We start from the raw sequence: 19,355 nt of genomic DNA on the forward strand, positions 1-19,355 counted from the left end.
GGGGGTTCGCGGCGATCCGCGACCATCGGGCTAGAACACGTTCTAGTCTTGCCGCCATGGGATTCCTCAAACAGGACACTCCGCAGATCGACTTCGAGGAGTGGAGCAAAGGCACCCGCTCGGAGAAGATCATCCCGATGGCCCGGCACTGGGCCGAGGTGGGCTTCGGCACCCCGGTCGTGCTGCACCTGTTCTACGTCGTCAAGATCGGCCTCTACATCCTGGCGGCGTGGCTGTTGGCGCTCACCACTGACGGCATCAACGGCTTTACCCATGTCGCGCACTGGTACGCCGAGCCGATCGTCTTCGAGAAGGTCGTGCTCTACACGATGCTGTTCGAAGTGGTCGGACTCGGCTGCGGCTTCGGCCCGCTGAACAACCGCTTCTTCCCGCCGATGGGCTCGATCCTGTACTGGCTGCGGCCCGGCACCATCCGGTTGCCACCGTGGCCCGGCCGGGTTCCATTGACGAAAGGTGATAGCCGCACCCCGTTCGACGCGTTGCTTTACGGCGCGCTGCTGGTGCTGCTCACCATCGCGATATTCTCCGACGGCACCGGCCCGATGCCGGTGCTCGGCACGACGGTCGGGGTGCTGCCGGCGTGGCAGATCTGGGCGGTGCTGGGTGTGCTGGCGGTACTCGGTCTGCGCGACAAGGTCATCTTCCTGGCTGCCCGCGGTGAGGTCTACGCCTCGTTCACGGTTGCGTTCCTGTTCGCCGGCTACGGCGTCGACATGATCCTGGGCGCCAAACTGGTCTGCCTGGTGATCTGGTTGGGTGCAGCGACATCGAAACTCAACAAGCACTTTCCATTCGTCATCTCCACGATGATGAGCAACAACCCGGTGTTCCGGCCGCGGTTCATCAAACGCAGGTTCTTCGAACACTTTCCGGACGACCTGCGCCCCGGCCGCCCATCGCGCTGGCTCGCGCATTTCAGCACGGCCGTCGAAGGATTGGTGCCGCTGGTGCTGTTCTTCAGTCACGGCGGTTGGGCAGGCGCGATCGCGGCGTTCGTCATGCTGTGCTTCCACTTCGGCATCCTGTCGTCGATCCCGATGGGGGTGCCGCTGGAGTGGAACGTGTTCATGATGTTTTCCGTGCTCGCGCTGTTCGTCGGACACGCCACGGTCGGACTTCGCGATCTGACCACACCGCTGCCGCTGCTGCTGTTCGCCGCCGTCGCGGGCACCGCGGCCCTCGGAAACCTGTTCCCGCGCAAGGTGTCTTTCCTGCCGGGCATGCGCTACTACGCGGGCAACTGGGACACCACGCTGTGGTGCATCAAGCCGTCGGCCGAGGCGAAGATCGCCGAGGGCGTCGTCGCGATCGCGAGCATGCCGGCCGCGCAATTGGAGAAGTTCTACGGCAGTAAAGAAGCCGCGCAGATACCGATGTACATGGGATATGCGTTCCGCGCGTTCAACACCCACGGCCGGGCGCTGTTCACGCTGGCGCACCGGGTGATGGCCGGCCAGAACGAAGACGACTACGTGTTGACCGACGGCGAGCGCGTCACCAGCACCGCCATCGGCTGGAACTTCGGCGACGGCCACTTCAGCAACGAGCAGTTGGTCGCGGCCCTGCAACGGCGATGCCACTTCGAACCGGGCGAGGTGCGGGTGGTGATGCTAGACGCCCAGCCGATCCACCGGCAGACCCAGCAGTATCGGCTAGTCGACGCCGCCACCGGCGAATTCGAGCGTGGCTACGTGCGGGTGGCCGACATGGTGACGCGCCAGCCCTGGGCCGACGACGTGCCGGTGCACGTGCAGTCGGCTGCAGCCCGTCGAGCGTAACGCCACTGCGAGAATTCGATCGGCAAATTCGCGGTGGCGTTACGCTCGCGCGAGACTCATGCGTTGGCGCGGACCTTCTTCGTCGCCTCGACCAGGTTGGTCAGCGACGCCTCGACCTCGTCGGAGTTGCGGGTCTTCAGGCCGCAGTCCGGGTTGACCCAAAGTCGCTCGGCAGGAACGGCTTTGAGGGCCTCTCGAAGAGACTGGGCGATCTCGTCGGTGCTCGGCACCCGCGGCGAGTGGATATCGTAGACACCCGGCCCGACGCTGTTGGCGAAGCCGATCGCGTTCAGGTCGTCGAGCACCTCCATGTGTGAGCGGGCCGCCTCGATCGAGGTGACGTCGGCGTCCAGGTCGGCGATCGCACCGATCACTTCACCGAACTCCGAGTAGCACAGGTGGGTGTGGATCTGCGTCGAGTCTTCGACACCCGAGGTCGCCAGCCGGAACGCGCCGACGGCCCAGTCCAGGTAGGCCTGCTTGTCAGAGTCGCGCAGCGGCAACAGCTCCCGCAGCGCGGGCTCGTCGACCTGGATCACCGCGATGCCGGCTGACTGCAGGTCCACCGTCTCGTCGCGGATGGCCAGCGCCACCTGGTTGGCGGTGTCGGCCAGCGGCTGGTCGTCACGGACGAACGACCACGCCAGGATCGTCACCGGACCGGTGAGCATGCCCTTGACCGGCTTGGCGGTCAGCGACTGCGCGTACTTGGCCCACTCCACCGTCATCGGGTGCTGGCGAGTCACGTCGCCGTAGAGCACCGGCGGGCGTACGCAACGGCTGCCGTAGGACTGCACCCAGCCGTTCTTGGTGGCAAAAAAGCCATCCAGCTGCTCGGCGAAGTACTGCACCATGTCGTTGCGTTCCGGCTCGCCGTGCACCAGCACGTCCAGACCCAGCTGCTCCTGCAGCGTGATCACGTCGGCGATCTCCGATCGCATCCGCCGGGTGTACTCGGCCTCGTCGATCTCACCGGCGACCAGCGCGGCGCGGGCCTTGCGGATCTCGACGGTCTGCGGGAACGAGCCGATGGTGGTCGTCGGCAACGGTGGCAGGTGCAGCCGATCGGTCTGCGCCTCACGACGTTTGGCGGCGGGGCCGCGTTCGCTGCCGCCGGATTTCGCGATCGACTCGAGCCGGGCACGCACCTGGCTGTTGTTCAGTCGTGGGTCGTTCTTGCGGGATGCGACCGCCGCGTTGGACTGCGCGATCTCGTCGGCCACCGCGTCGCGGCCGTCCTTCAACGCCTTCGCCAGCGTGGTGACCTCATGCACCTTCTCGGCGCCAAAGGCCAACCAGCTGCGCAATGCGTCGTCCAACCCGGTCTCGGGCTCCAACGAATACGGCACATGCAGCGTCGAGCACGACGTAGACACAGCAACGGCCTTCGCCGAGCCCAGCAGGCTGGCCAGCCTGCTCAGCGCCGACTGCAGGTCGGTGCGCCAGATGTTACGACCGTCGACGATGCCGGCCACCAGCGTCTTGTCGGTCATCTCGGGCACTGACACGATCGCGGTGTCGGTGCCATAAACCAAGTCGACGCCGATCGCTTCGACGGGTGTGCGGGCCAGCGCGGACAGGCCCGCACCCGGGCCGCCGAAGTAGGTGGCGACATGAATAGCTGGCCGGTCCGCCAGTCCGCCCAGCATGTTGTAGACCTGCTCGGCGAGCTCCGGTGCGTCGGCGGAGATGTCGGTCACCAGCACCGGCTCGTCGACCTGCACCCACTCCACGTCGTTATCGGCGAGCCGGCCCAGCAGGTCGGTATAGAGCGGCACCAGTTCGTCGAGTCGCTCGATCGGCGCGCCCGCGCCGTCGACCGCCTTGCTCAGCAGCAGGAAGGTGATCGGACCGATGATGACCGGGCGGGCCGGAATGCCCAGAGCCTGAGCCTCTTTCAGCTCCGAGAGTACCTTCTCGGGGTGCAGCGAGAACGTCGTCTTCGGCCCGATCTCCGGGACGATGTAGTGGTAATTGGTGTCGAACCACTTGGTCATTTCCAGCGGCGCGATGTCGCCGTTTCCGCGCGCGGCCGCGAAGTAGCGGTCCAGGTCGTCGGCGACGGACTGGACGCGCTCGGGCAGGGCACCCAGTAGGACGGCGGCGTCCAGCATCTGGTCGTAGTAGGAGAAGGTGTTCACCGGGATCGAGTCCAGACCGGCGTCGGCCAGCTGAGACCAGGTGTCGCGGCGGATGGTGGCGGCGATCTTCTCCAGGTCGGCGCGGCTGGTGTTGCCCTTCCAGTAGCTCTCGGTCGCGCGTTTGAGCTCGCGGCGCGGGCCGATGCGCGGGGATCCGGTAACGGTGGCGGTAAACGGTTTTGCGGTCATGATCGTCCTTCATTCGACGGGTGGTCGCCGCCAACGGACGCAGAACCGATCCGGCGCAGCGAACACAGCCACTGCAACCGTTTCGGCCAGACGCCCATTCCACGAGGCGGTGAACCGCCAGGCGCGGCGCGCCCGGCACAGTCGGCAGGTCTTCGGACTCACAGGCACGCACCTGGCGGTGCTCCTACCGGCCGTCGCTTCCCAGTCGTGTGACCAGTGCTTGGAGACGGCGTTCGTTCCTGCATACCGCTGCGGGACAGTCCCGGACTCACACCGGGTTCCCTCTTACGAAGCGCGTCTAACATGCTCCGCTCGATGCCGAGTTCGTCGCGGACGACGAGATCGGCAGACCGACTGCGAGGTGGAGATTACCGGATAGCTGGCGGCGACCCGCCGCGACCGGCTGCGGTCGATTGTGGCGACCCGCTGCGCCCGGCCGCGCCGCGCTTGCGATCGCCACGGCCGCGCTAGCGATCGCCGCTGCAATTCAGCGCTTCGGCGATGGGCAGGTCGCCGTTGTTGAAGTCGATGGTTCGGCCGATGGTCGATGGCTCGTGCAGCACCGCGGCCGCCACCGCTGCGACGTCCTGGCGCGAGACTTCGCCCTTGTCAGCCCCGGCGCCGACCGCGATCCGGCCGGTCCCCGGTTCCAGGGTCAGTCGACCTGGGCCCAGCACCGTCCAGTCCAAGTCGCCGGCGCGCAGGTGGGCGTCCGCCGCCGCCTTGGCCTCGGCGTACGCGAAGAACGAATTGTCTTCGGCCACGCCGTGATCAAGTCCTGCGCCGAAGTAAGAGACCATCACGAACCGTTTGACGCCGGCCTGCCCGGCGGCATCGATCACCCGGATCGCGGCGTCGCGGTCCACGGCGTAGGTGCGGGCCGGGTCGCCGCCGCCGGCGCCGGCGGAGAACACCACCGCGTCGTGGCCTTTGACCACGTCGGTGAGCGCGGCGGTATCGAGATGCTCGATATCGGCGACGACGGGATGGGCGCCGGTGGCGGTGATGTCGTCGGCATGATCGGGATTTCGGATAACCGAGTCCACCTCGTCTCCGCGGTCGGCGAGGATGCGGGCCAGCTGCAGGGCGACCTTGCCGTGGCCGCCGACGATGACAATGCGCGACATGCCTTCCAAGGTACGGAAGCCAAAGTACGGACTCCGACGCTACCGGCCGGTAGGACACCCCGGCGGCGGCCCAACTAGGCGGTTGGTCAACAATCGAGAGAAGTCGTCATTTCACCAAAAGGAGATAACGCCATGGCTGAAGCCGTCATCGTCGAGGCAGTCCGTTCGCCGGTCGGGAAGCGGAACGGCGGCCTGTCCGGCGTGCATGCCGCCGATCTGTCCGCGCAGGTGCTCAACGGTCTGGTGCAGAAGGCCGGCATCGACCCGGGCCTCGTCGACGACGTGATCTGGGGTTGCGTCATGCAGGCCGGCGAGCAGTCATTGGACATCGGCCGCACTGCGCTGCTGACCGCCGGTTGGCCGGAGACCGTGCCCGGCGTGACCGTCGACCGCCAGTGCGGGTCCAGCCAGCAGTCGATCCACTTCGCCGCCGCCGGCGTGGTCGCCGGACATTACGACGTCGTCGTCGCGGGCGGTGTGGAGTCGATGTCCCGGACCCCGATGGGGGCCTCGCTGGCCAATGGCGGGCGGCCCTTCCCCGAGACATTCCTGGACCGTTACAACGGCGCCATCCCGAACCAGGGCATCGGCGCGGAGATGATCGCCGAGCAGTGGGGCTTCGACCGGACCACGGTCGACGAGTTCTCCCTTGGCTCGCACGAAAAAGCCGCGGCCGCACAGGATTCCGGCGCATTCGACGATCAGATCGTCGCCATCAAAGATCAGGACGGTAACCCGGTGCTCAAGGACGAGGGCATCCGTCGCGGCACCCCGATCGAGAAGATGGCGCAGCTCAAGCCTGCCTTCAAGGAGGACGGCGTGATCCACGCCGGCAACTCCAGCCAGATCTCCGACGGATCTGCCGCGCTGCTGCTGATGTCGGCCGAGAAGGCCAGGGAGTTGGGGCTCAACCCGATCGCCAAGGTGCACACCGCGGTGCTGGCCGGCGCCGACCCGGTGATCATGCTGACCGCGCCGATCCCGGCCACCCAGAAAGCACTGAAGCGGTCCGGCCTGACGCTGGAAGACATCGGTGTGTTCGAGGTCAACGAGGCGTTCGCGCCGGTGCCGTTGGCCTGGCTGAAGGACATCGGCGCCGACGAGAAGAAGCTCAACCCCAACGGCGGCGCGATCGCCCTCGGCCACCCGCTCGGCGGATCCGGCGCCCGGATCATGACCACGATGCTCTACCACATGCGGGACAAGGGAATTCGCTACGGCCTGCAGACCATGTGCGAGGGCGGCGGCCAGTCCAACGCCACCATCGTAGAGCTGCTGTGACCGACCCCGCGGTGCTCACCGAGCGCCGGGGTGACGTCCTGGTCATCACCATCAACCGGCCGGAGGCGCGTAACTGCGTCAACGGCGCGGTCAGCATCGGCGTCGGTGACGCGCTCGAGCAGGCGCAGCACGACACCGACGTGCGGGCGGTGGTGATCACCGGCGCCGGCGACAAATCTTTCTGTGCCGGAGCGGATCTCAAGGCGATCTCGCGTGGCGAGAACCTGTATCACCCCGACCATGGCGAGTGGGGTTTCGCGGGCTACGTGCACCACTTCATCGACAAGCCGACGATCGCCGCGGTCAACGGCACCGCGCTGGGCGGCGGTACCGAGTTGGCCCTGGCCAGCGACCTGGTGGTGGCCGAGGAACGTGCGCAGTTCGGTCTGCCGGAGGTCAAGGTGGGGCTGCTGGCCGGCGCCGGTGGCGTGTTCCGCATCGCGCAGCAGCTTCCCCGCAAGGTCGGCATGCAGATGCTGCTGACCGGTGAGCCGATCGGCGCCTCCGAGGCCGCGGACTGGGGGCTGATCAACCAGGTCGTCCCCAACGGCACCGTGCTGGAAGCCGCGCTGGCGCTGGCCAAGCGAATCACCGTCAACGCGCCGCTGTCGGTGCAGGCCAGCAAGCGGATCGCCTGTGGCGCCGACGACGGCGTCATTCCCGACGAGGAAGCCGGCTGGGCTCGCACCGCACGCGAGTTCGGCACGCTGCTGCGCACCGAGGATGCCAAAGAAGGGCCGCTGGCGTTTGCCGAGAAGCGTCCGCCGGTCTGGAAGGCGCGCTGAGTAGTTAAGGCCTACTGCGCCAACCGGTTCACCGCCTGCCTGAACATGCCGGGCAACATCGCCGACGCGGGGACGACAGCGCGGCGCGCGGCGCGCGACGCTGTGGTCAACACCAGGGTGCGGGTGAGTATCCGATAGTCGCGCGTGATTCGGCGCCAAGCCGCCTCGTACGACGACGGGTTTTCGTCGACGATGGCGGCCACCGCGGCACCGGCTTGCTTGACGGCCAGGCTGACGCCTTCGCCGGTCAGCGCGTCCTCGTATCCGGCTGCGTCGCCGACAAGCAGCACGCGCCCGGCGACCCGACGCGAAACCACTTGCCGCAGTGGGCCGCAGCCACGGGCCCGGGTCGGTCCGGCGTCGCGCAACCGCCGCGTCAGCCGCGGGAACCAGGCCAGGTCCGGCTGCCCGCGGGACAGGATCGCCACGCCGACCAGATCCGGCTCAACCGGTGTCACGTAGGCCTCGCCGAACGGCGACCAGTACACCTCGACGAACTCCGACCACGCCGGCACGGAGAAGTGCCAGCGCACACCGTAGCGTCGCGGCGTCCCCGCGACCGCGCCGATTCCGACGGCCGAGCGCACGCTGGAATGCAACCCGTCGGCGGCCACCAGCCACCTGGCCCGAACCCCGGCCGCCGTGACGCCGTGAGCGTCTTGCTGGACAGTCCTGACACGCGTCGAAACCCATTCGGTGTCTTGCTCTTTGGCCCGTGCGGCCAGCGCAGCCTGCAGCGTGGTGCGCCGTACCCCACGGCCCGGGTCGTCGTGGAAGCACGCTTCGGCGCGTCGCCGCTCGTTCAGATAGGCGATGCCGCGCAATGGCAGGCCCGCCGGGTCGACGCCCAGCGAGATCAGTTCGGCCAGGCCGCCGGGCATCAGGCCCTCGCCGCAGGCCTTGTCGACCGGGCTTTCCCGCGGCTCGGCCACGATCACCGAAAGTCCAAGACGTCGAGCGTGTAACGCGGTGGCGAGCCCGCCGGGGCCGCCGCCGACGACGAGCAGGTCCGCGTCATAACTCATCAATGCCGCTCCTCCTCATTGGCGACGCTCATGCGGCGCCGGTTCAGGTCACCGGCGCGCGGCACGGGCGTAGCCCAAAGCCGAGTTTTCCACTCTGATACGAACCGTCAGCAGCAGCGCGTTGGCCACCGTGAAACAGACCGCGGTCAGCCAGGCGGTGTGGATCAGCGGCAGCGCAAACCCCTCCACGACGACGGCCAGGTAGTTCGGGTGATGCAGCCAGCGGTAGGGGCCCTGCCGTACCAGCGGTGCCTCGGGGAGCACGATCACCAGCGTGTTCCACCGGCGGCCCAATGTCGTGATGCACCACCAGCGCAGCGCCTGAGCCAGCACCGCCAGGGCCAGCATCGGCCAGCCCAACCAGGGCAGGAACGGGCGATGCAACGCCCATGTTTCCAAGACACAGCCGAGCAGCAACGCGGTGTGAATGGTGACCATCGCCGGATAGTGGTTGTGCCCGACCTCCTTGCCGCCATGGGCGAACGCCCACCGGGCGTTGCGTTTGGCGACGACCAGCTCGGCCACTCGCTCGACGCCGACGGCCAAGACCAGCAGGTAGTACACGCCTACCAGCCGAGGAGCACGAGCTCTGAGCAGAACGCCGGGCCCATCGCGATCATCAGACCGAACGATCCCGGTGCCGGCGGATCAACCATGTTCCTGTTGAGCACATCCAGCACCGACACCGACGACAGGTTTGCATTCTCGCGCAACGAGTTACGGGTGTGATCCATGGCGTCCGACGGGAGGTCGAGAGTGTTCTCGATCGCCTCGATGACCTTCGGGCCGCCGGGGTGACAGACCCAGGTCGAGATGTCGTCGGGAGTCAGGCCGTGATCGCTTAAGAAGTTGCGGACGTCGTCGCCGACATATTTTTCGGCGACGATCGCCACCTCGGTGGAGAGCTTGATCTTGAACCCATTGCTGCCGATGTCCCAGCCCATCACGTCTTCGGTGTCGGGGTAGATCCGGCTGCGGGTGGCCAGCACCTTGGGGCCGGACGACGTCCGGGCCGCCCCCTTGGCGACGACGGCGGCCGCACCGTCGCCAAACAGGCTGGCGGCCACCAGGTTGGCGACCGAGAGGTCGTCGCGCTGCAACGTCAGCGAACACAGTTCAACGGCCAGCAGCACCGACACCTGGTTGGGGAATGCCAGCAGATAGTCGTGCATACGGGCTACCCCCGCGGCGCCGGCCACGCAGCCCAGACCGAAGAGCGGCACCCGTTTCACATCGGGCCGCAAGCCGAGGCGCGCCGCCAACCGGGCTTCCAGGGTGGGTACCGCCAGCCCGGTGACCGTCGTCGAGAACACGACGTCGACCTCGTCGGGCCTGACATCGGCGGCGCCCAGGGCCGACAGGATCGCGCGCTCGCCGAGCGTCAGCGCCGTCTCGATGAAGATGTCGTTGGCTTCGGTGAAGCCGCTCACCGTCCCATAGTCGGCCAGCGGCATCGCAATCCGGCGCTGCTGCACTCCCGCGCTGGCGGCGAAGCGTTCGAACTCCGGGCCGCCGAATCCGGTCAAGCCGGACATCGCCTCGGCCTGAGAGACGCGATGCGGCGGAAATTCGACGGCGACGGCCGCAACGGTCGGGGTTACTGTCATATTGCCCGTACCTCGTGCAATTCGGGCACCCCTTGCGATCGCGGGGTGGCACTGCGCATGTTCACTCACTCTAATCACCACGGTTCTGCACCGCCAGTTGTTCAATCCGGATTATTGGAACATAACAACCATGCGCCGGAATCGCTGCAGGGGTGTGTGCGGAACCGGATGTGACGGCGGAAATGCGGTTTGTCCGGCCGGGGACAGGGCAACAACTCAACCCAGCTGTCGGCGCGAATCACGATCGGTAGGTTTGAGACTGTGCGAATTCTGGTGACCGGCGCCACGGGATATGTGGGATCTAGGCTGGTCACAGCGCTGCTGGCGGCGGGACACCAGGTGCTCGCCGCCAGTAGAGACCCGGCGCGCCTGACCCAGTTCGGATGGTTCGATGAGGTTACGGCTGTGCAGCTGGACGCCGCCGATGCTGGCTCGGCGCACGCCGGGCTCGCCGATGCAGGGGCGATCGACGTGGTGTATTACCTGGTGCACGCAATCGGTCAGCCCGGTTTTCGCGATGCCGACCGCGCCGCTGCCGCACATGTCGGCGCCGCAGCCAAAACTGCGGGTGTGCGCCGGATTGTCTACCTCGGTGGTTTCGTCCCGTCCGACGAGGGATTGTCCGAGCACCTGAGAAGCCGCGCCGAGGTGGCCGACGCGCTGACTGTCGAGGGCGGTGCCGAGGTGCTCTGGCTGGGCGCCGCGATCATCCTCGGCGCAGGCTCGACGTCGTTCGAGATGCTGCGCTACGTCGGCGACCGTTTCCCGGTGATCCCGATCCCGACATGGATGGACAACCCGATCGACCCGATCTCCATCCGTGACGTGTTGCACTATCTCGTCGCGGCCGCCGATGCGGGGCTGGTCCCCGCCGGCGCGTACGACATCGCCGGGCCGGAGACCACGTCCTACCGCGAGCTGCTCAAGACCTATGCGCGCATTTGCGGCAGATGGCACGCCGGATTGCCGGTATGGGGGATCGGCACCACGCTGGCCTCGTGGGTGACCGCGTTGGCGCTGCCGGTGCCCGACGGACTGGCCGCCGACTTGGTGGAGTCGCTGGACTATCCGATGCGAGCCAGCGGCACTGGACTTCGCGATCTGGTTCGCGACCCGGCGGGCGGCCTGCGGTCGATCGAGGACGCGATCGACCGCGCGCTGTCGAATCACCGGCCTCGCCCGGTCAACGCGCTTGCCGACCCACACCACCTCGCCGACAGCGATCCGGCCTGGACGGGTGGTGATGCGCTGCGCCTGCGGCGGCTTGCGTGCATAGTGACTCCATCGATCGCGCGACCCGGCCTCGCAATGGTGGACGCTGTTCCCGGCCCGATCGCCGGTGCGCTTCGGACCGGGCTCGACATCTTGATCACTCTCACACCGAAAGTGCGATTGAATGGCTGACGCCGGCGCGGATCAACGGAGCAGTGCGATCTGGAGTATCGAGGAGGAGTGGCGCGGTGTCCTCAGCCAGCGACGATGCAGAGCGAAGTGATGAGGAGGAGTGGCGCGGTGTCCTCAGCCAGCGACGATGCAGAGCGAAGTGATGAGGAGGAGTGGCGCGGTGTCTAACGTGAGTTCCCAGCCCAGCGCACTGCAGGAGATCCGCCGCGGCATCGTCAATGTCGCTGTGCCGCAGAACGAACCGCCCGGTGTCGTGCGACGCAGGCGAATCGTGGTCGCGGTCGTGCTGGTGCTGGGTGCCGTAGCGTTGAGTCTGGCGCTGCGACGGCATCCCGGCGAACCCGCGTTCTACTGGTGGTCGCTGGCCCTGTCGGGCATCTGGGCGCTGGGCGCTTTCGTGTCCGGACCGTTGCACCTCGGCGGTGCCCGGTGGCGCGGGCGCAATCAGCGTCCGGTGGTCAGCGGCGCCACCATTGGATTGCTGGTCGGCGGGGTCTTCCTGCTCGGCGGATTACTCGTCCGGGAGATCCCCGCCGTCGCCGAGTTCATCACCCGTCTGCTGCGCTACACCGACCAGGGCTCGTGGCGGCTGACGATGGCCATCGCATTGTTGGCGGCCATCGGCGAGGAGTTGTTCTACCGCGGGGCGTTGTACACGGCCCTGGGCAGACACCAGCCGCTGCTGATTTCGACCGTGATCTACGTCATTGCAACGCTCGCCAGCAGCCGCAACCCGATGCTCGCCTTCGCCGCCGTCGTTCTCGGGACGGTGTGCGCGCTCGAGCGCCGCGCGACCGGCGGGGTGCTGGCGCCGATCCTGACCCACTTCGTGTGGACGTTGGTCATGCTGCTGGGGTTGCCGCCGCTGTTCGCTCAGTGACGCTCAGTCCTTTGTGAGGTCCGGGCTGTCGGTGAAGGCCGGCGTCCGGCGCTGCTGGAAAGCCCTTGCGCCCTCGCGGAAGTCGGGTGAATTCAGCAGGACCGCTTGACCATCGAGTTCACGCTGCAGGGCTGGCTCCAACTCGGTGAGCGTCGCGGCGTTGATGGCACGCTTGGTCTTGGCGAACGCCACCGCCGGTCCGGCGAGCAGGCCGGCCACCACCTTGTCCACCTCGGCCCCGAAGTCGTCGGCCGGGTAGACCGCGCTGATCAGTCCGGCTGCCAGAGCATCAGCAGCGGGTAGTCGCTCGGCCAACAGCGCCATCCGCATCGCACCGATCCGGCCGATGGCGGCGGCGATCAACGCCGAGGCGCCGCCGTCGGGCATCAGGCCGATCTTGGTGAATGCGAGCATGAAAAATGCTTTCTCCGACGCCAATACCAGGTCGCAGGCCAACGCGATAGAGACGCCCACACCGGCTGCTGGGCCGTGAACCACCGCGACGACCGGGCGCGGCAGTGCGGTGATCGCCCGCACCACCCGGTTGGCCGCCAGGAGCAGTCCGTCGCCGGAACCGGCACCGGCCACGTCGTCGGCGCTCATTCCGGCTCCGGAACAGAAGCCGCGACCGGCGCCACCCAGCCGCACGACCTTGACCCGCGGATCGCTGGCCGCCTGCTCCATCGCGTCGGCGATACCCACCGCCACCGGCAGCGTCAACGAGTTCAGGCTGTCCGGACGGTCGATCGTCACCGACAGCACGCCGTCGGTGAGGCTGACGGCAAGCCCGTCTACGGAGGCCAGGGCGTCGATGCCGGAATCGATAGCGGTCATGGTCTCGACTGTAAGCCACCGGGGTGCAGGGCAGTCGCGGGCAACTGCGAAGATGCCAGGGAGTTTCGTGTCGACAAGGAGGTCGGTTAGATGGCGGGTCCGCTGACAGGGTTGCGAGTCATCGAGCTGGCGGGAATCGGGCCGGGCCCGCACGCCGCGATGATCCTCGGCGACCTGGGTGCCGACGTGGTGCGCATCGACCGGCCCGGTGCCACCGGCTCTGACCCGATGTTGCGCAACCGCCGGTTCGTCATCGCCGACCTGAAGTCCGACGAAGGCCGCGATCTGGTGCGCAAACTCGTCGCCAAGGCCGACGTGTTGATCGAGGGCTACCGGCCGGGTGTCACCGAACGGATGGGGCTCGGTCCGGACGACTGCGCCAAGGTCAACGATCGGCTGATCTACGGCCGGATGACCGGGTGGGGGCAGACCGGCCCGCGCAGTAAGCAGGCCGGCCACGACATCAACTACATCTCGCTCAACGGTGTGCTGCACGCAATCGGCCGGGCGGGTGAGCGGCCGGTGCCGCCGCTGAACCTGGTCGGCGACTTCGGCGGCGGGTCGATGTTCCTGCTGCTGGGGATCCTGTCGGCGCTGTTCGAGCGGCAGACGTCCGGCAAGGGGCAGGTCGTCGACGCGGCGATGGTCGACGGGTCCTCAGTGCTGGTCCAGATGATGTGGGGGATGCGCGCCCTGGGGCTGTGGACCGACGAGCGCGGCACCAACATGCTCGACACCGGCGCGCCATACTACGACACCTACGAATGCGCCGACGGCCGCTACGTCTCGGTGGGTGCGATCGAGTCGCAGTTCTACGCGGCGATGCTGGCCGGTCTCGGCCTCGATCCCGCGGACCTGCCGGAGCAGAACGATCGCAGCCGCTGGCCCGAGTTGCGGGCGACGTTCACGCAAGTGTTCGCCAGCCGCGACCGTGACCACTGGGCCAAGGTGTTCGCCGATTCCGACGCGTGCGTCACGCCGGTGCTAGCGTTCGGTGAGGTCGAGACCGAGCCGCACATCACCGAGCGCAACACCTTCTACCGGGCCGGCAAGGGACTCCAGCCGCTGCCGGCGCCCCGGTTCTCGCGCTCGCAGCCGGACCAGCCGCGGCCGCCCGGTCAGCCGGGAGCCGACACCGAGGCCGTCCTGGCCGACTGGGTATAGTCGCCGCCGACAGGCTGGACGGTGCGATTCTGACCGAGTGCAGGCCGCTGAAAAAGCCCCCGCCTGGCGGGGGCTTTTCGGATCGATGGGCTGACACCGGAGATGCGACGTGAGGCTCACTATCGCCTCGACACGGCCACGCCCGGAATTGCGGAGCGTGCGTCGCACGGGCTAGCTGGCGTTGGACAGCGGGTGCCAATCGTCGAGTTGCTCCGAGCACTCACCCTCCACCAGGACGTCGCCGTGGTAGAGAGCCTCGAAATCAACTTTGATCACGTCGGCACTGAAGTCATCGATCCACATGTAGATGAGCGTATGGACAACGGTTAAGGAATCTTTGAGTCACGATTCTGAAAATCGTGGCAATTGTTACCGCCCGGTAAGTCCCCACTCGCCGGACACCGCGTCCGGATGCTTGGAAGTGACCTATTGGGCAGACGTTGAACCACATATGCTCCGCAAATGTCCTGGTTTGCGGGTGCCGCGTCGAATGAACGCGGATATCCGTCTCGTCCCCTCTGCTAAGGCGCCGGTAACGGGCTCGAAAGTTGCGTCACTAACTTATCGTTGATAAGTTAGTGACGTTATTGGACCGGAGGACACTCATGCTGGAGCGGATCGCCCGCCTTGCCATCGCAAGGCCCCGGCGCATACTCGCTGCTGCCGTAATGGTCCTGCTGGCCGCGGCGGTCTTCGGGCTTCCGGTGGCCAAGAGCCTGTCCGCGGGTGGTTTCCAGGACCCGGCCTCTGAGTCGGCGCAGGCGATCACGCTGCTGACTGACAAGTTCGGGCAGAGCGATCAGCAGCTGGTCATCCTGGTGACTGCACCGGCCGGCGCGCAGAGTGAGCAAGCGCGCAGGGTCGCCACCGACATCGTCAACCAGGTCCAAGGCTCCGACGGGGTGTACAACGTCGTCTCGGCGTGGACCGGGCCCGCGGCGGCCGCTGGGTCCGATCCCCATGGCGCGCACCTAGCTGCCGACCTGGTGAGCAAGGACGGTGCGTCCGGGTTGATCGTGGCGAACCTCAAGGGCGGCGAAAACAACGCGCAGAACTACGCCAAGAAGATCGCGGCCCGCGTCGTGCATGACCGCGACGGCGTCACGGTTCGCGCCGGCGGAGCGGCGATGGTCTACGACCAGATCAACCGCCAGAACGAGCGTGACCTGCTGTTGATGGAGTCGCTGGCGATCCCGCTCAGCTTCCTGGTGCTGGTCTGGGTTTTCGGCGGGTTGCTGACGGCGGCGTTGCCGGTCTGTCTGGGCGGGCTGGCGATCGTCGGATCGATGTCGGTATTACGACTGATCAGCTTCGGCACCGACGTGTCGACTTACGCGCTGAACCTGAGCACTGCGCTCGGCCTGGCCCTGGCCATCGATTACACGCTGCTGATCATCAGCCGCTATCGCGACGAGCTGACCGACGGCCGCGCCCCGGACGAGGCACTGATCCGGACCATGGCCACCGCGGGCCGCACGGTGTTGTTCTCCGCGACCACCGTCGCGTTGTCGATGGCGGTGCTGGTGCTCTTCCCGATGTACTTCCTGAAGTCGTTCGCCTACGCCGGGGTGGCCACGGTGGCGTTCGTCGCGGCGGCGGCCATCCTGGTGACGCCGGCGGCGATCGTGGTGCTCGGGCCGCGACTGGACGCGATGGACGTCCGCAAGCTCGGGCGGCGGATATTCGGCCGGCCGGACCCGGTTCGCAAGCCCGTAGAGCAGTTGTTCTGGTACCGCTCCACCAAGTTCGTGACGCGACGAGCGGTGCCTATCGGCCTGGTGGTCGTCGCATTGCTACTGGCGCTGGGACTTCCATTCTTCGGGGTGAAGTGGGGGATGCCCGATGACCGGGTGCTGCCGACGTCGGCGTCGGCACATGTAGTTGGTGATCAGCTGCGTCACGATTTCGCCGATGACGCGGCGACCGCGGTGTCTGTTGTCGTTCCGGATGTTCGAGGGGTGCGTCCGGGCGACCTCAGCCGCTATGCCGCCGACCTGTCCCGGGTGGCCGACGTCTCGGCCGTCTCGGCTCCGACCGGGACGTTCGTCGCCGGCAGGCAGGTCGGGCCGCCGACGGCGGCGACCGGGATGGACCGGGGCAGCGCGTTTTTGACGGTGGCGAGCACGGCGCCGTTGTTCTCGAACGCGTCCGATACCCAGCTTGATCGGCTGCATGCGGTGCCCGGACCGGCGGGTCAATCGGTCCAGCTGGCCGGGATGGCGCAGATCAACCGGGACAGCGTGCATGCGATCACCGCACGCCTGCCACTGGTGCTTGGTCTGATCGGCGTCATCACCTTCGCGTTACTGTTCCTGCTCACCGGGAGTGTGCTACTGCCGCTAAAAGCTTTGGTGTGCAACATTTTATCGCTGACGGCAGCTTTTGGTGCGCTGGTGTGGATCTTCCAGGACGGGCACCTCGGGGCCATGGGTACCACGCAGAGCGGCACAGTGGTGGCCAACATTCCGGTGCTGTTGTTCTGTGTCGCATTCGGCCTGTCGATGGATTACGAAGTCTTCTTGGTCTCCAGGATTCGCGAGTACTGGTTGGCGGCGGTCGCCTCTCATCCTGTGCCACCCGACAACCACACCAAACGCGCCGACAACGACGAGAGTGTGGCGCTCGGGCTGGCCCGCACCGGCCGCGTCGTCACCGCTGCCGCGCTGGTGATGTCGATCTCGTTCGCGGCGTTGATCGCTGCGCAGGTGTCCTTCATGCGGATGTTCGGGACCGGGCTGACGCTGGCCGTGCTGGCCGACGCCACGCTGGTGCGGATGGTTCTGGTGCCGGCGTTCATGCACGTTCTGGGCCATTGGAGTTGGTGGTCGCCCAAGCCGCTGGTGTGGCTGCACGAACGACTCGGGATCAGCGAATTCGACTCCGCGACCGGGCTGTTGGCGGCCGGGCCGGCCAGCGGGCGCCACCGTCGATCCGACGAACACTCGGCCGTAGCCGCCGCCCGTACTGCCGTGACGGTCGCCGATGGTGGCTGACGTGTCCATTCTTCGCAGGCGGCGTGCCCCGCGTGGGTCCGGCGACCTGCTTCGCGACGAAATCCTCGATGCGGCAACCCAACTCCTCCTCGACGTCGGGCACGCCAAGGCCGTGTCGATCCGCTCGGTGGCTGCACGCGTGGGTGTGACCCCGCCGTCGATCTATCTGCACTTTCAGGACAAGGACGCGCTGCTCGACGCGGTGTGTGCGCGTTACTTCGAGAAGCTAGACCAGGAGATGCAGCGGGTGTCCGCCATGTCGTCGGACACGGTCGAGGTTCTGCGCGCCCAGGGGCTGGCCTACGTCCGGTTCGCCACTGAAAACCCCGAGCTCTACCGGATCGCGACGATGGGCGAGTGGAAGTCGGACAGCAATGTCGATGCCGCGCTTGCAAGTTCGGCGTTCGAGCACATAACCGCCACCGTCAAGGCTCTGATGGGCGAGGGTGTGCTTGCACCTGGTGACGCGACCGGCATCGCCCTGGAACTGTGGAGTGCCGCTCACGGCGTGGCCGCCCTGCTGATCGCCAAACCGCACCTACCGTTCGGTGATGCCCAAGTGTTCACCGACCGTGTGCTGCGTGCCGTGTTTTCCGGTCATATGGTGGCCGGACTCATCGGCCCCGACGCCACACCACAGCAGGTGGTGGAAAGGTTGACCGCGTTCGACTCGTCAATGCGACGATCTTTTTAGCAACCCACGTGCAAAGGCTGGCAAGCATGACATCATCGACGCCCACTACCGTCCATCACCCGTTCTTCGCCCGGATCTGGACCACGATCGCGGCGCACGAGACCAGGCAGATGCGGGAGTCCCGGCGGGAGAACCTGGCCGGGTTGTCCGGCCGGATTCTCGAGGTGGGCGCCGGCACCGGGTCCAACTTCGCGTTCTATCCCGACACCGTCGAGCAGGTCGTCGCGATCGAGCCCGAGCAACAGTTGGTCGAACTGGCCCGGGGGGCGGCGGTGACCGCTCCGGTTCCGGTCGAGGTCACTAACCGGACCGTGGAGAGTTTCTCGGCCGACGCGCCGTTCGACGCGGTGGTTTTCTCGCTGGTGTTGTGCTCGGTAGCTGAGCCCGATTCAGTTCTGCAGCAAGCACTTTCGCTGCTGAAGCCGGGCGGCGAACTGCGTTACCTGGAACACGTGGCCAGCACGGGTGCCCGCGGCAGGTATCAGCGGTTCGTCGACATCACCACGCTGTGGCCCAGGCTGGCCGGGAACTGTCACGCCCATCGTCATACCGAGCAGTCGATCCGTTCCGCGGGATTCGAGATCGAGCGCAGCCGGACCGAATTCTTGTTTCCGGCGTGGGTGCCGGTGCCGACGACGGAGTTCGTGGTGGGCCGGGCGCGCCGCCCCGCCTAGTTCAACAGGGTCGGCAGTCGCCGCAGCAGGGTCGGCAGCGCCGTGCTGGCGGATTCGCGCACGGTGAGCGTGGCGCTGTCGGACAGCGGCGTGGGCTCCGGATTGACCTCGACGACGGCGATCCCGCGGGCCAGCGCGGCGTCGGGAAGGCTCGCCGCGGGATAGACGATGCTCGACGTTCCCACGACGACCAGCACGTCTGCGTTGGTCGTCGCTGCCACGGCGTGCTGCCACGGCCCCTGGGGCAGTGCCTCGCCGAACCAGACGATGTCGGGACGGATCAGGCCACCGCAGGTGCAGAACGGCGGCTCGACTTCCAGTGCGGGCTCCGTCATTTCGGGAAGCTCGCCGGTGTACGGCAAACCGCACGTCGCGCAACGGAAGTCGAACAGGCTGCCGTGCAGGTGATGCACCGGTGAGCTACCTGCGCGCTCGTGCAGATTGTCGACATTCTGGGTGACGACGCTGACCTCGGCGTGGTTCTGCCAGGCGGCCACAGCATGATGACCGTCGTTGGGTTCGACGGTGCCGCACAGGTAGTGCCGCCACAGGTACCAGCCCCAGACCCGTTCGGGATTACGCTCCCAACCCTGAACGCTGGACAGCTCGTAGGGGTCGAATTTGGCCCAGAGGCCGTTTTTGTCGTCACGAAACGTCGGTACGCCGCTCTCGGCGGAGATGCCCGCGCCGGACAGCACCGTGATACGCACCCCACCAAGATAGCCCGGCGACGATGCAGCGGGTGCGGCGCGATGAGG

At 66.9% G+C, this 19,355-nt stretch carries 17 protein-coding genes and 1 riboswitch; of the genes, 9 read left to right on the forward strand and 8 right to left on the reverse strand.

From position 1 onward, the window contains the following. Positions 1 to 56 precede the first annotated feature (56 nt). On the forward strand, positions 57 to 1,799 hold the full coding sequence (locus tag ABDV69_RS15955; protein WP_343576091.1) for a DUF3556 domain-containing protein: 1,743 nt from the start codon (positions 57 to 59) through the stop codon (positions 1,797 to 1,799). Positions 1,800 to 1,855: 56 nt separating this feature from the next. On the opposite strand, the gene metE is transcribed toward ABDV69_RS15955, so the two are convergent. Together metE and ABDV69_RS15965 are read right to left on the reverse strand one after the other, a co-directional pair. Continuing rightward, positions 1,856 to 4,129 carry a 5-methyltetrahydropteroyltriglutamate--homocysteine S-methyltransferase gene (metE, locus tag ABDV69_RS15960; protein WP_343576095.1) on the reverse strand — a complete coding sequence of 758 codons (2,274 nt, stop codon included), beginning with the start codon at positions 4,127 to 4,129 and terminating at the stop codon, positions 1,856 to 1,858. Between the two features lie 125 nt (positions 4,130 to 4,254). Then, positions 4,255 to 4,467, reverse strand: a riboswitch (cobalamin riboswitch). A gap of 129 nt (positions 4,468 to 4,596) precedes the next feature. Beyond that, positions 4,597 to 5,256, reverse strand: a complete 660-nt coding sequence (locus tag ABDV69_RS15965) for an SDR family oxidoreductase (RefSeq protein WP_343576098.1) — start codon at positions 5,254 to 5,256, stop codon at positions 4,597 to 4,599. Positions 5,257 to 5,388: 132 nt separating this feature from the next. Between ABDV69_RS15965 and ABDV69_RS15970 the strand changes: the two genes are divergently transcribed. Continuing rightward, positions 5,389 to 6,537: a thiolase family protein gene (locus tag ABDV69_RS15970; RefSeq protein WP_343576101.1), complete on the forward strand. Its 1,149-nt coding sequence runs from the start codon at positions 5,389 to 5,391 to the stop codon at positions 6,535 to 6,537. Further along, a complete protein-coding gene (locus tag ABDV69_RS15975) occupies positions 6,534 to 7,322 on the forward strand; it encodes a crotonase/enoyl-CoA hydratase family protein (RefSeq protein WP_343576104.1) in 789 nt (262 codons plus the stop codon). The genes ABDV69_RS15970 and ABDV69_RS15975 overlap by 4 nt, the downstream gene beginning before the upstream one ends. 11 nt (positions 7,323 to 7,333) lie before the next feature. Here the strand turns inward: ABDV69_RS15975 and ABDV69_RS15980 are convergent, their stop codons facing one another. The 3 genes from ABDV69_RS15980 to ABDV69_RS15990 are packed head-to-tail and all read right to left on the reverse strand — an operon-like array spanning position 7,334 to position 9,954. Next, positions 7,334 to 8,350, reverse strand: a complete 1,017-nt coding sequence (locus ABDV69_RS15980) for an NAD(P)/FAD-dependent oxidoreductase (RefSeq protein WP_343576106.1) — start codon at positions 8,348 to 8,350, stop codon at positions 7,334 to 7,336. A gap of 45 nt (positions 8,351 to 8,395) precedes the next feature. After that, positions 8,396 to 8,911, reverse strand: a complete 516-nt coding sequence (locus ABDV69_RS15985) for an isoprenylcysteine carboxyl methyltransferase family protein (RefSeq protein WP_343576109.1) — start codon at positions 8,909 to 8,911, stop codon at positions 8,396 to 8,398. Between the two features lie 2 nt (positions 8,912 to 8,913). Beyond that, the gene (locus ABDV69_RS15990; protein ID WP_343576112.1) at positions 8,914 to 9,954 is read right to left on the reverse strand and encodes a type III polyketide synthase; all 1,041 of its coding nucleotides are present in this window, start codon (positions 9,952 to 9,954) and stop codon (positions 8,914 to 8,916) included. Positions 9,955 to 10,215: 261 nt separating this feature from the next. Between ABDV69_RS15990 and ABDV69_RS15995 the strand changes: the two genes are divergently transcribed. Further along, positions 10,216 to 11,358 carry an NAD(P)H-binding protein gene (locus tag ABDV69_RS15995; RefSeq protein WP_343576114.1) on the forward strand — a complete coding sequence of 381 codons (1,143 nt, stop codon included), beginning with the start codon at positions 10,216 to 10,218 and terminating at the stop codon, positions 11,356 to 11,358. A 160-nt stretch (positions 11,359 to 11,518) separates the two neighbouring features. Beyond that, positions 11,519 to 12,238 (forward strand): CPBP family intramembrane glutamic endopeptidase, encoded by a 720-nt coding sequence (locus ABDV69_RS16000; RefSeq protein WP_343576115.1) that lies wholly within the window; start codon positions 11,519 to 11,521, stop codon positions 12,236 to 12,238. 3 nt (positions 12,239 to 12,241) lie between these two features. Here ABDV69_RS16000 and ABDV69_RS16005 read toward each other — a convergent pair whose 3' ends face one another. Then, the gene (locus ABDV69_RS16005; RefSeq protein WP_343576117.1) at positions 12,242 to 13,072 is read right to left on the reverse strand and encodes an enoyl-CoA hydratase; all 831 of its coding nucleotides are present in this window, start codon (positions 13,070 to 13,072) and stop codon (positions 12,242 to 12,244) included. Positions 13,073 to 13,162: 90 nt separating this feature from the next. Between ABDV69_RS16005 and ABDV69_RS16010 the strand changes: the two genes are divergently transcribed. After that, on the forward strand, positions 13,163 to 14,236 hold the full coding sequence (locus ABDV69_RS16010) for a CaiB/BaiF CoA-transferase family protein (protein ID WP_343576119.1): 1,074 nt from the start codon (positions 13,163 to 13,165) through the stop codon (positions 14,234 to 14,236). 171 nt (positions 14,237 to 14,407) lie between these two features. Here the strand turns inward: ABDV69_RS16010 and ABDV69_RS16015 are convergent, their stop codons facing one another. After that, positions 14,408 to 14,539 carry a hypothetical protein gene (locus ABDV69_RS16015; protein ID WP_343576122.1) on the reverse strand — a complete coding sequence of 44 codons (132 nt, stop codon included), beginning with the start codon at positions 14,537 to 14,539 and terminating at the stop codon, positions 14,408 to 14,410. Between the two features lie 302 nt (positions 14,540 to 14,841). On the opposite strand from ABDV69_RS16015, the gene ABDV69_RS16020 reads away from it, so the two are divergent. The 3 genes from ABDV69_RS16020 to ABDV69_RS16030 are packed head-to-tail and all read left to right on the forward strand — an operon-like array spanning position 14,842 to position 18,597. Further along, positions 14,842 to 17,229 carry an MMPL family transporter gene (locus ABDV69_RS16020; RefSeq protein WP_343576123.1) on the forward strand — a complete coding sequence of 796 codons (2,388 nt, stop codon included), beginning with the start codon at positions 14,842 to 14,844 and terminating at the stop codon, positions 17,227 to 17,229. Continuing rightward, positions 17,219 to 17,923, forward strand: a complete 705-nt coding sequence (locus ABDV69_RS16025; protein WP_343576125.1) for a TetR/AcrR family transcriptional regulator — start codon at positions 17,219 to 17,221, stop codon at positions 17,921 to 17,923. Before ABDV69_RS16020 ends, ABDV69_RS16025 begins: the two co-directional genes overlap by 11 nt. A 26-nt stretch (positions 17,924 to 17,949) precedes the next feature. Beyond that, on the forward strand, positions 17,950 to 18,597 hold the full coding sequence (locus ABDV69_RS16030; RefSeq protein ID WP_343576127.1) for a class I SAM-dependent methyltransferase: 648 nt from the start codon (positions 17,950 to 17,952) through the stop codon (positions 18,595 to 18,597). Here ABDV69_RS16030 and ABDV69_RS16035 read toward each other — a convergent pair. After that, positions 18,594 to 19,307: an NAD-dependent deacylase gene (locus ABDV69_RS16035; protein ID WP_343576137.1), complete on the reverse strand. Its 714-nt coding sequence runs from the start codon at positions 19,305 to 19,307 to the stop codon at positions 18,594 to 18,596. The genes ABDV69_RS16030 and ABDV69_RS16035 overlap by 4 nt on opposite strands. Positions 19,308 to 19,355 lie beyond the last annotated feature (48 nt).

The sequence above is a fragment of the Mycobacterium sp. genome (assembly GCF_039583785.1).
Lineage (GTDB): Bacteria > Actinomycetota > Actinomycetes > Mycobacteriales > Mycobacteriaceae > Mycobacterium.

Coding starts and splice junctions, on each gene's coding strand:
- ABDV69_RS16025 (WP_343576125.1), top strand. CDS start 17,219: ATGGTGGCTGACGTGTCCATTCTTCGCAGGCGGCGTGCCCCGCGTGGG.
- ABDV69_RS16005 (WP_343576117.1), bottom strand. CDS start 13,072: ATGACCGCTATCGATTCCGGCATCGACGCCCTGGCCTCCGTAGACGGG.
- ABDV69_RS15955 (WP_343576091.1), top strand. CDS start 57: ATGGGATTCCTCAAACAGGACACTCCGCAGATCGACTTCGAGGAGTGG.
- ABDV69_RS15965 (WP_343576098.1), bottom strand. CDS start 5,256: ATGTCGCGCATTGTCATCGTCGGCGGCCACGGCAAGGTCGCCCTGCAG.
- ABDV69_RS16030 (WP_343576127.1), top strand. CDS start 17,950: ATGACATCATCGACGCCCACTACCGTCCATCACCCGTTCTTCGCCCGG.
- ABDV69_RS16015 (WP_343576122.1), bottom strand. CDS start 14,539: ATGTGGATCGATGACTTCAGTGCCGACGTGATCAAAGTTGATTTCGAG.
- ABDV69_RS15970 (WP_343576101.1), top strand. CDS start 5,389: ATGGCTGAAGCCGTCATCGTCGAGGCAGTCCGTTCGCCGGTCGGGAAG.
- ABDV69_RS16020 (WP_343576123.1), top strand. CDS start 14,842: ATGCTGGAGCGGATCGCCCGCCTTGCCATCGCAAGGCCCCGGCGCATA.
- ABDV69_RS16010 (WP_343576119.1), top strand. CDS start 13,163: ATGGCGGGTCCGCTGACAGGGTTGCGAGTCATCGAGCTGGCGGGAATC.
- ABDV69_RS15990 (WP_343576112.1), bottom strand. CDS start 9,954: ATGACAGTAACCCCGACCGTTGCGGCCGTCGCCGTCGAATTTCCGCCG.
- metE (WP_343576095.1), bottom strand. CDS start 4,129: ATGACCGCAAAACCGTTTACCGCCACCGTTACCGGATCCCCGCGCATC.